General features: G+C 71.5%; 13 protein-coding genes. 6 read left to right on the forward strand and 7 right to left on the reverse strand.

The genetic code is table 11. The features are described 5' to 3' along the window. Window positions 1-5: 5 nt before the first annotated feature. From CLT68_RS01160 to CLT68_RS01180, 5 genes are all read right to left on the reverse strand, one after another. A complete protein-coding gene (locus tag CLT68_RS01160; protein WP_099848242.1) occupies window positions 6-2,387 on the reverse strand; it encodes an ATP-binding cassette domain-containing protein in 2,382 nt (793 codons plus the stop codon). Window positions 2,388-2,415: 28 nt separating this feature from the next. Then, window positions 2,416-2,826 (reverse strand): VOC family protein, encoded by a 411-nt coding sequence (locus tag CLT68_RS01165; RefSeq protein WP_088951985.1) that lies wholly within the window; start codon window positions 2,824-2,826, stop codon window positions 2,416-2,418. 5 nt (window positions 2,827-2,831) lie between these two features. Next, complete coding sequence (locus CLT68_RS01170; protein ID WP_099848244.1) at window positions 2,832-3,281, reverse strand: helix-turn-helix transcriptional regulator; 450 nt, start codon at window positions 3,279-3,281, stop codon at window positions 2,832-2,834. 71 nt (window positions 3,282-3,352) lie between these two features. After that, window positions 3,353-4,312 carry a DNA polymerase domain-containing protein gene (locus CLT68_RS01175; RefSeq protein ID WP_088949946.1) on the reverse strand — a complete coding sequence of 320 codons (960 nt, stop codon included), beginning with the start codon at window positions 4,310-4,312 and terminating at the stop codon, window positions 3,353-3,355. A gap of 31 nt (window positions 4,313-4,343) precedes the next feature. Next, on the reverse strand, window positions 4,344-5,828 hold the full coding sequence (locus CLT68_RS01180; protein ID WP_199176962.1) for an MFS transporter: 1,485 nt from the start codon (window positions 5,826-5,828) through the stop codon (window positions 4,344-4,346). Between the two features lie 123 nt (window positions 5,829-5,951). Between CLT68_RS01180 and CLT68_RS01185 the strand changes: the two genes are divergently transcribed. The 3 genes from CLT68_RS01185 to CLT68_RS01195 all read left to right on the forward strand — a co-directional run bounded on the left by CLT68_RS01185 (window position 5,952) and on the right by CLT68_RS01195 (window position 9,227). Next, window positions 5,952-6,338: a winged helix-turn-helix transcriptional regulator gene (locus tag CLT68_RS01185; RefSeq protein WP_099856671.1), complete on the forward strand. Its 387-nt coding sequence runs from the start codon at window positions 5,952-5,954 to the stop codon at window positions 6,336-6,338. Window positions 6,339-6,438: 100 nt separating this feature from the next. After that, window positions 6,439-7,026, forward strand: coding sequence for a TetR/AcrR family transcriptional regulator (locus CLT68_RS01190; RefSeq protein ID WP_099848248.1), 588 nt, complete (start codon window positions 6,439-6,441; stop codon window positions 7,024-7,026). Next, entirely contained in the window at window positions 7,026-9,227 is a 2,202-nt protein-coding gene (locus tag CLT68_RS01195) for an MMPL family transporter (protein WP_099848250.1), read from the forward strand. The genes CLT68_RS01190 and CLT68_RS01195 overlap by 1 nt, the downstream gene beginning before the upstream one ends. Before the next feature lie 98 nt (window positions 9,228-9,325). On the opposite strand, the gene CLT68_RS01200 is transcribed toward CLT68_RS01195, so the two are convergent. Beyond that, window positions 9,326-10,582 carry an erythromycin esterase family protein gene (locus CLT68_RS01200; RefSeq protein ID WP_099848252.1) on the reverse strand — a complete coding sequence of 419 codons (1,257 nt, stop codon included), beginning with the start codon at window positions 10,580-10,582 and terminating at the stop codon, window positions 9,326-9,328. Between the two features lie 128 nt (window positions 10,583-10,710). Between CLT68_RS01200 and CLT68_RS01205 the strand changes: the two genes are divergently transcribed. Continuing rightward, window positions 10,711-10,902 (forward strand): DUF2795 domain-containing protein, encoded by a 192-nt coding sequence (locus tag CLT68_RS01205; protein ID WP_088949951.1) that lies wholly within the window; start codon window positions 10,711-10,713, stop codon window positions 10,900-10,902. Window positions 10,903-10,930: 28 nt separating this feature from the next. Here the strand turns inward: CLT68_RS01205 and CLT68_RS01210 are convergent, their stop codons facing one another. After that, window positions 10,931-11,833, reverse strand: coding sequence for a Gfo/Idh/MocA family protein (locus tag CLT68_RS01210; protein WP_172862099.1), 903 nt, complete (start codon window positions 11,831-11,833; stop codon window positions 10,931-10,933). 721 nt (window positions 11,834-12,554) lie between these two features. Here CLT68_RS01210 and CLT68_RS01215 point away from each other — a divergent pair. Together CLT68_RS01215 and CLT68_RS01220 are read left to right on the forward strand one after the other, a co-directional pair. After that, window positions 12,555-12,947, forward strand: a complete 393-nt coding sequence (locus tag CLT68_RS01215) for a hypothetical protein (protein WP_099848254.1) — start codon at window positions 12,555-12,557, stop codon at window positions 12,945-12,947. After that, the gene (locus CLT68_RS01220) at window positions 12,940-13,356 is read left to right on the forward strand and encodes a hypothetical protein (RefSeq protein WP_099848256.1); all 417 of its coding nucleotides are present in this window, start codon (window positions 12,940-12,942) and stop codon (window positions 13,354-13,356) included. Before CLT68_RS01215 ends, CLT68_RS01220 begins: the two co-directional genes overlap by 8 nt. Window positions 13,357-13,383: the final 27 nt, after the last annotated feature.

Raw genomic sequence — 13,383 nt, forward strand, 5'->3', positions numbered from 1 at the left:
CCGGCTCACCTGCTGACGTACGCCGCCAGGTGCTCGCCGGTGAGGGTGGAGCGACCAGCCACGAGGTCGGCCGGGGTGCCCTCGAAGACGATCCGGCCTCCGTCGTGACCGGCGCCGGGACCGAGATCGATGATCCAGTCGGCGTGCGCCATGACCGCCTGATGGTGCTCGATGACGATCACCGACTTGCCGGAGTCGACGAGGCGGTCTAGCAGGCCGAGCAACTGCTCGACGTCGGCCAGGTGCAGGCCGGTGGTCGGCTCGTCGAGGACGTAGACGCCGCCCTTCTCAGCCATGTGGGTGGCCAGCTTGAGCCGCTGCCGCTCGCCGCCGGACAGGGTCGTGAGCGGCTGCCCCAGGCTGAGGTAGCCGAGCCCGACCTCGGCGAGCCGGTCGAGGATGGCGTGCGCGGCGGGCGTACGCGCCTCGCCGGCGCCGAAGAACTTCTCGGCCTCGGTCACCGACATCGCCAGCACCTCGCTGATGTCACGACCACCGAAGCGGTATTCCAGCACCGACGCCTGGAACCGCTTGCCCTCGCAGTCCTCGCAGGGAGCGGCGACGCCGGCCATCATCCCCAGGTCGGTGTAGATGACACCGGCACCGTTGCAACTCGGGCAGGCACCCTCGGAGTTGGCGCTGAACAGCGCCGGTTTCACACCGTTGGCCTTCGCGAACGCCTTACGGATCGGGTCCAACAGCCCGGTGTACGTGGCCGGGTTGCTCCGCCGTGAGCCCCGGATCGCGCCCTGGTCGATCGACACCACGCCCGCTCCGGCGGGAATCGACGCGTGCACCAGGGAGCTCTTGCCGGAGCCGGCGACGCCGGTCACGACGACGAGCACGCCGAGCGGCACGTCGACGTCGACGTCGCGCAGGTTGTTGGCCGACGCGCCACGGATCTCCAGCTTGCCGGTGGGCGTGCGGACCGTCTCCTTGAGCGTCGCCCGGTCGTCGAGGTGGCGACCGGTGATGGTGCCGCTGGCGCGCAGACCCTCCAGGGTGCCCTCGTAGCAGACGGTCCCGCCGTCCGTGCCGGCGCCGGGACCGAGATCGACGACGTGGTCGGCGATGGCGATGGCCTCCGGCTTGTGCTCCACGACCAGCACGGTGTTGCCCTTGTCGCGCAGTTGGAGCAGCAGCTCGTTCATCCGCTGGATGTCGTGCGGGTGCAGCCCGATCGTCGGCTCGTCGAAGACGTAGGTGACGTCGGTGAGCGAGGAGCCCAGGTGGCGGATCATCTTGGTCCGCTGCGCCTCGCCACCGGAGAGGGTGCCCGACGGCCGGTCGAGGGACAGGTAACCCAGGCCGATCTCCTCGAACGAGTCGAGGAGGTGTTGCAGCCCCGCCAGCAACGGGGTCACCGACGGCTCCTTGATCCCGCGCACCCAGGCAGCCAGGTCACTGATCTGCATCGCGCAGGCGTCGGCGATGTTCTTTCCCTTGATCTTCGACGACAGGGCCTCCTTGCTGAGCCGGGTGCCGGCGCAGTCGGGACAGGTCGTGAAGGTCACCGCCCGCTCCACGAAGGCGCGGATGTGCGGCTGCAACGCGTCGATGTCCTTGGAGAGGAAGGACTTCTGGATCGACGGGATCAGACCTGCGTACGTCAGGTTGATGCCGTCGATCTTGATCTTGGTTGGCTCCCGGTGGAGCAGGTCGTGCTGCTCCCGCTTGGTGAACTTGCCGATCGGCTTGTCCGGGTCGAAGTAGCCGCAGCCACGGAAGATCCGCCCGTACCAGCCCTCCATGCTGTAACCCGGGATCGTGATCGCGCCCTCGTTGAGCGAGAGGCTGTCGTCGTACAGCGCCGACAGGTCGATGTCGGTGACCGCGCCCATGCCCTCGCACCGCGGACACATGCCGCCGAGACGGGTGAAGGTCGCCTTCTCGGTCTTCGTCCTGCCAGCGCCACGGTCGACGGTGATCGCACCGGTCGCCTTCACCGACGGGACATTGAAGGAGTATGCGTTGGGCGAGCCGATCTGCGGCTGACCGAGCCGACTGAACAGGATGCGCAGCATCGCGTTGGCGTCGGTGGCGGTGCCGACGGTGGACCGGGAGTTGGCGCCCATCCGCTCCTGGTCCACGATGATCGCCGTGGTCAGGCCGTCCAGCAGGTCGACCTCGGGCCGCGCCAACGTCGGCATGAAACCCTGCACGAACGCGCTGTACGTCTCGTTGATCATCCGCTGCGACTCGGCGGCGATGGTGCCGAACACCAACGAGCTCTTGCCGGAGCCGGAGACACCCGTGAACACCGTCAGCCGCCGCTTCGGGATCTCGACGCTGACGTCCCTGAGGTTGTTGACGCGCGCGCCCTGCACCCGGATCAGGTCGTGACTGTCGGCAACGTGCGGCGCGGAGGGCTGGGTGGCCGTGCTCATCGTGTCTCCATCTGTCGGGCGGGACGACTCAGCGCACTTCCTGGATGCGGATCATATTGCCGGCGGGGTCCCGGAAGGCGCAGTCGCGTACGCCGTACGGCTGCTCGGTCGGCTCCTGGACGACCTCGGCGTCGCTGGCCTCCAGCTTCGCGAACGTGGCGTCCAGATCGGTGGTGGCGAGGTTGACACCGAAGTAACTGCCCTTGGCCATCAGCTCAAGGATGGTCTGCCGCTCGGCGTCGGTGATGCCCGGGTTGGCGGTCGGAGGGTGCAGGACGATGGCTGTGCTGGGCTGGCCGACCGGCCCGACCGTGATCCAGCGCATCCCCTCGTAACCGACATCGAGGCGGACCTCGAAGCCGAGGATGTCGCGGTAGAAGGCCAGGGAGGCGTCCGGATCGGTGTGCGGAAGGAAGCTGGAGTGAATCGTGATGTCCATGGCCGTCACGCTAGTTGCGGCTCCGTGACCCGCGCTTCTCGATTCCTGATCGGTCTGGTCACCTGCTTCGCCACGCACGACGGCATCCCCGCCGTCGCCTGCGCCGCCTCACGGCGGTAGACGCTGGGCGGCACGCCGACCAGCTCGGCGAAACGGGTGCTGAAGGTGCCCAGCGACGAACAGCCCACCGCGAAACAGACATCGGTGACGCTCAGGTCGCCACGACGCAGCAGCGCCATGGCCCGCTCGATCCGTCGTGTCATGAGGTAGCTGTATGGGGACTCGCCATAGGCGAGCCGGAACTCGCGGCTGAGGTGCCCCGCCGACATGTGCGCGCCACGGGCGAGCGCCTCGACGTCCAGCGGTTGCGAGTACTCCCGGTCGATCCGGTCGCGGACCCGGCGCAGCCGCGCCAGGTCGCCCAGTCGCTGGGTCGCGTCGGGTTTGCTGCTCACCTGGGAAATCGTGCCACAACCCACCGACATTCAGCCGGTCGCCGGGCGCGAGCGAGGGCCGACGAACCTGGTCAGCCGGCCTCGCGGCGGGCACGGGCCCGGCGCTTCCCCTCGTGCATGGCCTGCACCCGGGCCACCGGGATGGTCCGGCCCTCGGCGACCAGGTCGGCGGGGAGCGGCTGCGGGGCCGGCATCAGCGCGGCCCAGGGATCGCCGTCGGCGACCAGCGACGGCACCGTCCGGATGGTGAAGTCGGCGGGGGTCACCTCGGTCAGGTCGGCCCAGTCGACAGGGAAGGAGACCGGCATCCCGGGGCGCAGTCGAGGGCTGTACGCGGCGGCCACGGTGGCCCCGCCTGCGCGGGTGGCGTCCACGAAGACCCGGCCACCCCGGTCCTCCTTGATGTACGCCGTGGTCGCCAGCGCCGGGTCGAGCCGCTCGGCGCGGACGGCGAGCGCCCGGGTTGCGGCGGCCAACTCCTCCGCCGTGGGTTCGTCGGCCACCGGGACGAACACGTGCACGCCCTTGGCCCCGCTGGTCTTGACGGCGCCGGCGAGGCCGGAGTCGGCGAGCGCCTGGCGGACCAACAGGGCGGCGGCGACCGCCGCGCGGAACCCGTCGCCCTCCGGCGGGTCCAGGTCGAGCACCAGGTGGGTCGGGCGGTGCGGGTCCGCCGCGGTGGCCAGCGTCGGGTGGTACTCCACCGCCCGCTGGTTGGCGAACCAGAGCAGGGTACGGCGGTCGTCGCAGAGGGCGTACGAGATCTCCCGGTGCGACGCCTCCGCCCAGACCGGCACCCGGCGGACCCAGTCCGGCGTGTAGCGGGGAAGGTTCTTCTGCATGAACGGTGGCTGGCCGGGGCGGACCCTGATCACCGACAGCGGGCGGCCCCGCAGTTGCGCGAGGATCGGGTCGTGGACCGCGTCGAGGTAGTCGACCAGGTCGCGCTTTGTCGCGTCGTCGCGGTCGGACAACGGCTGGTCCAGGTTGGTCAGGGCCACGCCGTCCCGGGTCTCGTCAGCCTCGCTCACCCGACCACCCTCCCGGCCTGAGTGCCGTCGGTCAACCGGACGCGGCGCTTCGGTGCGGATCGTTTCCGGCCCCTGCGCCGACCGGGTCCGCAGGACCGGCGTCGGACGCGGCGCCGGCCGGGTGTCGGGGCAGCGTCGTCACCGCGACCAGCAGCGCGGCGACCACCAGGCCGGCGGCCACGGCGAACGCGGTCCGGTAGCCGCCCGCGAGCGCTGCCGTCTCGGCCCAGCCGGAAGCCCGCAGAGCGTCGCTGCGAGCGGCGGCCAGGGTGGCCAGCACGGCCAGGCCGACCGCGCCGCCGACCTGCTGGGTGGTGTTGGCGAGGCCGGAGGCGAGCCCGGCGTCCGTGTCGGTCGCGCCGGCCATCGCGAGGGTGGTGACCGCCGGCAGCGTCAGGCCGCCGGCCACCCCGAAGACGAGCATGGCGGGGAGTACGTCCACGGCGTAGCCACCGTCTGCGGGCAGCCGGGCGAGCAGCAGGAACCCGACGGTCGCCAGGCCGAGCCCGGCCAGGAGCACGCTCCGGGCACCCCAGCGGGCGATCAGCCGACCGGCGAAGCCGAGCGACACCACCGCGATCACCACCGGGGTGGGCAGGAAAGCCCAGCCGGTGGCCGACGCGTCCAGCGCGAGCACCAGTTGCAGCTCCACGGCAAGCAGGAACTGGAAGCCGAAGTACGCGGCGACCATGAGGAACTGCACGGTGTTCGCAGCGACCAGGCCCGGTACGCGCAGCACCCGGGCCGGCAGCAGCGGGACGGCCGCCACCCGCTGACGTACGGCGAACCCGCCGAGCAGCAGCACCGCGAGCACCGCCGTACCGAGGGTGCGTGGGCTGGTCCAGCGGTGCTCGGCGGTGCCCACGATGCCCAGCACAGCGACCATGAGGCCGGCGGTGGCGAGCAGCGCGCCGGGCACGTCCAGGCCGGACCGCAGGCCGATCCCCCGTTCGGCGGGGAGCAGGCGGACGGCGGCGAGCAGGATGACCGCCCCGATCGGCAGGTTGACCAGGAAGATCGACCGCCAGCCGGCAGCCTCGGTGAGCAGTCCACCGGCGACCGTGCCGATCGACGCGCCGGCCGCTCCGGTGAAGCTGAACACGGCGATCGCACGGGCCCGCTCGGCCGCCTCGGGGTAGAGCCGGACGATCATGCCGAGACTGACCGCCATGGCGAGCGCGCCGCCGACGCCCTGCCCGAAGCGCGCGGCGACCAGCAGCGCCGGCCCGGTGGCGACCGCGCAGGCCACCGAGGCCACTGTGAACAGTGTGATGCCGGCCAGGAAGACCCGCCGTCGGCCGAGCAGGTCGCCGAGGCGGCCGGCGAGCAGCAGCAGCCCGCCGAACGCGACCAGGTAGGCGTTGACCACCCACGCCAGGCCGGCGGCGGTGAAGCCCAGGTCGCGTTGTACGGCGGGCAGTGCCACGGCGACCACGCTGCCGTCCAGGATGATCATCAGGCTGCCGGCGCAGAGCACCAGCAGCGCTGGCCAGCGGGACGCGACGACACGGTCCATGGAACCCCTCCTTGGTGCACGGTTTGTTACCGAGGTCATCGTCTGTGACCATGAGCCGGAGCGGAAGGAGGCACTGTTGTGTCCCAGAGGAACAGCGATGTGTCCGCGCAGGTGAAGGCCGAGTTGAGCTGCGCGGCCGAGAACGTGCCGTTCACCCCGGGTCAGGCCCGGGCCTGCACCGTCCGCGAGGTGCTCGACCGGGTCGGCGGCAAATGGAGCATCAGCATCCTGGTGTCCGCCTCACACGGCCCGGTGCGCTTCACCGAGCTGGAGCGGAACGTCGAGGGGATCAGTCGGCGGATGCTCACGCTGACGCTGCGCAACCTGGAACGGGACGGCCTGCTGCACCGCACGGTCTATCCGACCGTCCCGCCCAAGGTCGAGTACACGGCGACCCCGATGGCCTTGGAGCTCTACGAGTCGCTGGTGGCACTCACGAGCTGGGCCGAGCGGCACCGCCGGGCCATCGCCGAGGCGCGGACCAGGTACGACGCCGCGCACGCCGGTTAAACCGCGCGCCGGTGTGGGGAACGCCACCACGCCAATCTGACCGATCGGTCAGGGTCTGACCGATCGGTCAGGCATGCTGGTCTGCGGAGGTGGACCAGTGATGGCCAGAGCAGTGTCCGAGACGCACGGCGAGATCCTCGCCGCGGCGGCGCGGCAGTTCGCGGTGACCGGTTACCGGGGCACCTCGCTCCAGGACATCGCCCGCGAGGTCGGCTGTTCCAAGGCGACCGTGCTCTACCACTTCGCCAGCAAGGAAGCCCTGCTCGCCGAGCTGATGGCCCCGGCGATCGCGGTGCTGCGAGACCTCGACGACCAGCTCACCGGGCTGACCGGAGCGGCCGCCCAGCAGGCCGCCGCCGTCGGCTTCGTCGACCTCGCGGTCCGGTTCCGGGGTGAGATCGCGCTGCTCCGCGGCGAGTTCGCAGAACTGCTCTGCCAGCCGGCCTTCGCACACATCCAGCAGATCTCGGAACGCCTTCGGGACGCGTTGGCCGGCCACTCGGACCGGCCGGTAGCCCGGGTCACGGCACTGGTGCTGCTGGCCGGCATCCCCGAGGCGTGCGCCGAATTCGTCGACATTCCTGACGACGACCTGCGCTCCGCCCTGCTCACCCTCGTCCGGCGGGCCGTCGAACCCGTCGACGCAGCCCTGCCCCAACAACCCACGACCGAGGACAAGGACTTCTGATGGCCACCCTGCTCTACCGGCTCGGCCGGGGCGCGTTGCGCCGGCGACGGCTCGTCGTCGCGCTCTGGCTCGTCGTACTCGTCGTCGCCGGCCTGGCCGCGGCGACCCTGCGCGGCCCGACGGCGAGCAACTTCACCATGCCCGGCACCGAGAGCCAGCGCGCGCTCGACCTGCTCAGCGAGCAGTTCCCCGCAGCCAGCGGCGCCACCGGCACCATCGCGGTCAAGGCGCCGGCCGACGGTCAACTGGCCACCCCCGAGGGTCAGGCCGTGGTGCAGGAGCTGGTCCAGGAGGCCTCGACACTGCCCGGCGTGGTCGGCGCGGTCAACCCGTTCCAGGTCGGCGCGGTCTCGCCCAACGGCCGGTACGCGCTGGTCCAGGTCCAGTTCGCCACCGGCGGCGACGAGGTGACCGACGAGCAGCGCACCGCGTACGAGGAGGTCGGCGCCGCCGTCGAGGCGAAGGGTTGGCAGGTCGCCCCGGGCGGCGAGGTGCTGGGTGGTGAGCCGGAGATCGGCTCCACCGAGGCGCTCGGCGTACTGGTCGCCGCGATCGTCCTGATCATCACGTTCGGTTCACTGGTCGCCGCTGGAATGACCATGCTCAACGCGCTGATCGGCGTCGGCGTCGGCATGGCCGGTCTGTTCGCGCTGAGCGGCGTCATCGAGTTGACGAGCACCGCGCCGATCCTGGCGCTGATGCTCGGCCTCGCCGTCGGCATCGACTACTCGTTGTTCATCACCTCCCGGCACCGACAGAACCTGCTCGAAGGCCTGTCCCCGGAGGAGGCGGTCGGCCGCGCGGTGGGCACCGCCGGTTCCGCCGTGGTCTTCGCGGGTGCCACAGTGGTCATCGCCCTTGCCGGCCTGGCCGTGGTGAACATTCCGTTCCTCACCGTGATGGGTCTCGCCGCCGCCGGCACTGTCACCATCGCCGTGCTCGTGGCGATCACCCTCCAGCCCGCACTCCTCGGCTTCGCCGGCAACCGGGTGCTGCCGCGCCGCCTGCGTTCCACGGTCGATGCCGCGGCGCCTGGTGAGCCGGTGGGCGAAGAGACGGTGCCGGCCGAGGACCGCTCCGGGTTCGGCTTCCGCTGGGCGCGGTTCGTCATCCGCTTCCGGGTGCCGGTCATCCTGGTCTCGCTGCTCGGCCTGGGCCTGCTCGCGCTGCCCACGCCGGACATGCGGCTGGCCCTGCCGGACGCCAGCACGGCGACGGTGGGCTCACCGGCCCGGGTGGCGAGCGACCTGACCACCGAGGGCTTCGGTCCGGGCTTCACCGGCCGACTCGCGGTGGTCGTGGCGGGCGACGACGCGCAGGCGACCGCGGCCGCAGTGCCGCAGGTGACCGCGATGATCCAGCGCACCGAGAACGTCCTCGCGGTGGCACCGCCGCAGCTGAGCCCGGACGGGCGGACCGCGCTGCTCGGCGTGGTGCCGAAGACCGGCCCGACCGACGAGGCCACCGAGACCCTGGTGCACGACGTCCGCGACGCGGTCGGCGGGGTCCAGGGCGTCGAGGTGCTGCTCACCGGCGCCACCGCGGTCGGGATCGATGTCTCGGAGAAGCTCTCCGATGCGCTGCCGATCTACCTGCTGCTGGTCGTCGGGCTCTCGGTGCTGCTGCTGATGCTGGTGTTCCGCTCGCTGCTGGTGCCGCTCAAGGCGGCGCTGGGCTTCCTGCTCACCGTGGCCGCCACGTTCGGCATCACGGTGGCGATCTTCCAGCAGGGCCACCTCGCCAACCTGGTCGGACTGGACACCCCGGCCCCGCTGGTCAGCTTCCTGCCCATCCTGCTGATCGGCATCCTGTTCGGGCTGGCCATGGACTACGAGGTGTTCCTGGTCTCCCGGATGCGGGAGGACTTCGTGCACGGCGACACCGCGCGTGAGGCCACGATCAGCGGCATGGGCCACGGTGCCCGGGTGGTCACCGCCGCCGCGCTGATCATGATGTCCGTCTTCGGCGGCTTCGTTTTCCTCGAAGACCCGATCATCAAGTCGATGGGCTTCGCGCTCGCCATCGGCGTGGCCATCGACGCGTTCGTGGTCCGGATGACCATCGTGCCGGCGGTGATGTCCCTGCTCGGCGACCGTGCCTGGTGGCTCCCCCGCTGGCTCAACCGCGCCCTGCCCAATGTGGACATCGAGGGCGAGGGTCTGCGCGAGCACCTGGAGGACCGGACCCCCACGCGGGTCTGAACCCCACTGGTCGATCATGGAGTTGTGGTGTCCGCCGTGCCCCGGTCCGGGGCGTTGGTCGGGCACCACAACTCCATGATCGGCGCGACCGGGTCGGGTCAGACCCCGGCCGGGTACGTTTCCATCTCGCCGGGGGCGGCCGGGACCGGCAGCGGGTGCAGGGCCGTCGTCTCGTCACACCAGATGAAGGCGTCGTACCGGTCGCCGAGTCGCGTCGGCACGTAGTTGCCCCAGGACTCGAAGGACGGGTCGTAGACGACCCCGATCGCCCGGTGGTCCACAGTCTCGGTGACCCAGCCCGGCTGGTCGTCGCCGCCGAAGATCAGGACCGCCCGCTCCGGCATCAGCTCGTGCAACCGCCGCTCGACCGACCCTTCCCGCGCCGGAGGCACCACCATCGCCTCGGCGGGCGAGCCCCAACGGGGAGCGGCGATCACCGTGCCCCGGTAGCTACCGAAGCCGATCAGGGCCACCGCGTCGTCGCCGTGCCGTTCCCGGGCCAACTGACCGATGTTGACCATCCCGTCGGCGGCCATGTCGGTGGCCCGGGCATCCCCGACGTGCGTGTTGTGGGCCCAGACGACCCCCCGGGCGTCCGGCCCGTACCGGTCCAGCAGCCGGTCCAGAGTGTCCTGCATGTGGGTGTCGCGGATGTTCCACGAGTCCGGCCCGCCGGCCACCATCGCGCGGTAGTACCGCTCCGCGCCGGCCACCACCTCCGCGTTCTGCCAGGCCGAGAAGCGATCCGGGCCGTCGGAGAGGGCGTGTTCGCGGGTGCGGGCGAGCAGCCGGACCACCTCCTCCTCGCAACGGGCGGAGACGAACCTGCTGGCCGCGCCGTACTCCTCGACCCTCTTGCCGTACGGCTCGAAGCAGCGGTAGGCGTCCTGCGCCGCCTCCAGCGACGTCGGGTCCTCCTCCCCCAGGTAGTCGAAGATCGCCTGCATCGACTCCCAGAGGCTGTACACGTCGAGCCCGTGGAACCCGGCCCGTTGATCCTCCGGCCGCTCCACGTTCCAGGCCCGCAGCCAACTGGCGAACCGGGCCACCTCGGCGTTGGCCCACATCCAGGTCGGCCACCGCTCGAACTGCTCCAGGGCGAACTGCGGTTCGAGTGCGCCACCCGGCGCGGCCGTCACCGAGCGGTGCACCCGGTCACAGTCCGGCCAGTCACCCTCCACGGCCACGAAGGAGAACCCGCACTCCGCGATCAACCGGCGGGTGAGCTGCTCACGCAACCGGTAGTAGTCGTAACTGCCGTGGGTGGACTCTCCGATCATCACCACCCGGGCGTCGCGAACGCGCTCCAGCAACGGGTCGAAGTCGCTCGGCGCGCCGAGCCGCTGAACCAGCATGCCAGCGGCTACCCGGCCGCCGCTGCGGCAAACCGTGGGCGCGCCGCGGCCCGACACGCCGGCCGCCGGGCCGCCGGGGGTGCCGACCGAGCCGGTGTACGGCCACCGCGAGCGGGTAGCCGGCTGACATGACCGTCACCGGCGTTCAGTTGCAGGAGTACCTGGCCGGGCTCGACTACCCGGTCTCCCGGGAGGATCTGGTCCGCTGGGGCCAGGAGAACGGGGCCAGCACGGCGATGTTGCAGATGTTGCAGGCGTTGCCGGCGGATCAGTTCGACTCACCGGACGAGCTGAGCGCCGCGCTGACCACCCTCTCCTGAGCTGTCCTCCAGCGCCGCGACCCTCGGGTTACGCGAGGGCGACGGTGCGGGATTCGGCGCGGGCGGTTTCGGCGGCGGCGATGATGCCGACGACCTCCCGGCCGAAGCGGACGTCGCAGCGGTGGTCGCGGGTGCCGGCCCGCACCTGCTCGACCAGTTGGTCGATCGCGACGCCGAACGCGGTGGCGGCGTCGTTCTCGCCGAACGGGACGTTCTCGATGCCGTTCTCGCCGTAGAACACGAACTCCCGGGCCATCGACTCGGTCGGGGCATCCAGGGAGAGCGAGGCGCTGCTGGTGGCACCGCCCTCGTGGGTGAGCAGCAGGTGCACCATGCCGCTCGGCCCGTCCATCGCCGCCACCTGGGTCACGCGACCCAGCACGGGCAGGAGGATGGAGAGCGCGTGCGGGGCGATGTCCCAGAGCGCGCCGTGCTCCCGGCGCCACAACGAGCCGCCGTACGGGCTGCCGTCCTGGAAGATCGAGGCGAAGGCGGTGGTCCGGCCGTGCTGCCACCCCCCGGCGGCAGCGGTGGCGGCGAGGAACGCCGTCACGTTCGGCTGGAACCGCTGGGTGAAGAAGACGACCGAGGCGACCCCGGACTCCTCGGCGGCGGCGACCACCCGGTCGGCGTCGGCCACGCTGAGCGCCAGCGGCTTGTCCAGAAGCAGGTGCCGTCCGGCGGAGGCGGCCCGGACCGCGATATCGGCCTGGACGTCCGGCGGCAGCGCGACGGCGACCGCCTCGCACTGCTCGATCAGGGCGTCGACGTCGGCGTAGGCCGGCACCCCGTACCGCTCGGCCAGCGCGGAGGCCCGCTCCGGGTTACGCCCCCACACTCCGACCAACTCCGCGTCCGGGTGTGCGTGCAACGCCTTCCCGTGCGTCTCGATCGCCCAGTGACCGGTGCCGAACAAACCGAACCGCAGCACGTGTACCTCCGCTGTTTCCCCACCCCGCGGCAACGCCACGGACGCGATCCACGCTAGTCGCCCCACCATGGGCATTGGCGGCGGGTCGACCAACCGGAGCAGCTCACATGCTGTGCCACCGGGCGTGGCCGGGGTCCGGGCGTGGCCAGAGTCCGGTCGGCGCGGGGATCCGGTCGGCGCGGGGATCCGGTCGGCGCCGGGATCCGGTCGGCGCCGGGATCCGGTCGGCGCCGGGATCCGGTCGGCGCCGGGATCCGGTCGGCGCCGGGATCCGGTCGGCGCCGGGATCCGGTCGGCGCGGGGATCCGGTCGGCGCCTGTCGAGCTGCCCCACCCGTGGGGCGGAGCCTGGGCCTGGGCCTGGGCCAGGGCCAGGGCCAGGGCCAGGGCGGGACGTCGGGACGGGCCGCCGGAGGCGTGATCGACTCGCATTCCTTGATTCCGGGGCATCCGGAGGCTCGCGACACCCCGCCTTACAGAAAGCCGAGTCGATCATTGAGTCTCCCGCCGCACCCCACGCGCGGGGGTGACCCCCGACCACGACAGCCGACCCGCCGCGCCCCACTCACGGGGCAGCTCTACAGCGAGCGGCGGACACCCTGCCGTCCGCCCGTGGTCGGCGGCGGCGGCGAGGGCGAGGGCGAGGGCGAGGCAGGGTCATCCCGTTACTACGACGGTTAGTAGGCTGTGCCGGTGACCGAGGCAACGACCGGGCGGGTCCGGTGACCAGCGTGAGCGCCGACTCACCGGTGGACGGGATCGTGTCGACCGTGTCGATCGTGCTGTCGCTGCTCGTCGCGTCGTGGGCGCTGGTAGGGGCGGTTCGCCAACGGCCGCCGGACCGGGCGCAGTTCGTCGGTCTGGCCGTACTCGAAGTGGCGTTGCTCGTCTTGGGCGTGCTGGCGCTCGTCGCGGTCGGCGGCGGGGATCGGCCCGGCGAGCCCGGCGCCTTCTTCGGTTACCTGGTCACGCTGGTCTGTCTGCCGCCGCTGGCGTGGGTGCTGGCCCGGATGGAGCCGACCCGATGGGGCTCGGCGATCGTGTGCGCGGTCTGCCTGGTGACCCCGGTGGTGGTGGTCCGGTTGCAGCAGACCTGGGAGGTGCTCGGTGGTTGAGACACAACCGGTCCGGCGTCGCACGAACACCGGGCCTGGTCGGCTGCTGATCGCGGTCTACCTGCTCTTCGCGATCGCGGCGACCAGTCGGGCCGGCCTGCAGATCGCCACCAAGTTCGACGAGGCGCCGGTGGCGTATCTGCTGTCCGCGCTGGCCGCGCTCATCTACATCGTGGCTGCGGTGGGGCTCGCTCGTGCCGGCCACACCGGGCGACGGGTCGCGCTGGCGTGCTGCTCCGTGGAACTGGTCGGGGTGGTCGCGGTCGGCATCCTCAGCCTGGTCGACAAGGATCTCTTCCCGGACGAGACGGTCTGGTCGCAGTTCGGCAGCGGGTACGGCTACATCCCGCTGGTGCTGCCGGTGCTCGGCCTGATCTGGCTCTGGCGCACCCGCCGCGACCCCGCCTGACCCAGCGACGAGGGCGTCCCCTGCGCG

This window comes from Micromonospora sp. CNZ299, assembly GCF_002754415.1.

Coding starts and splice junctions, on each gene's coding strand:
- CLT68_RS01160 (WP_099848242.1), bottom strand. CDS start 2,387: ATGAGCACGGCCACCCAGCCCTCCGCGCCGCACGTTGCCGACAGTCAC.
- CLT68_RS01165 (WP_088951985.1), bottom strand. CDS start 2,826: ATGGACATCACGATTCACTCCAGCTTCCTTCCGCACACCGATCCGGAC.
- CLT68_RS01180 (WP_199176962.1), bottom strand. CDS start 5,828: ATGGACCGTGTCGTCGCGTCCCGCTGGCCAGCGCTGCTGGTGCTCTGC.
- CLT68_RS01190 (WP_099848248.1), top strand. CDS start 6,439: ATGGCCAGAGCAGTGTCCGAGACGCACGGCGAGATCCTCGCCGCGGCG.
- CLT68_RS01195 (WP_099848250.1), top strand. CDS start 7,026: ATGGCCACCCTGCTCTACCGGCTCGGCCGGGGCGCGTTGCGCCGGCGA.
- CLT68_RS01200 (WP_099848252.1), bottom strand. CDS start 10,582: ATGCTGGTTCAGCGGCTCGGCGCGCCGAGCGACTTCGACCCGTTGCTG.
- CLT68_RS01205 (WP_088949951.1), top strand. CDS start 10,711: ATGACCGTCACCGGCGTTCAGTTGCAGGAGTACCTGGCCGGGCTCGAC.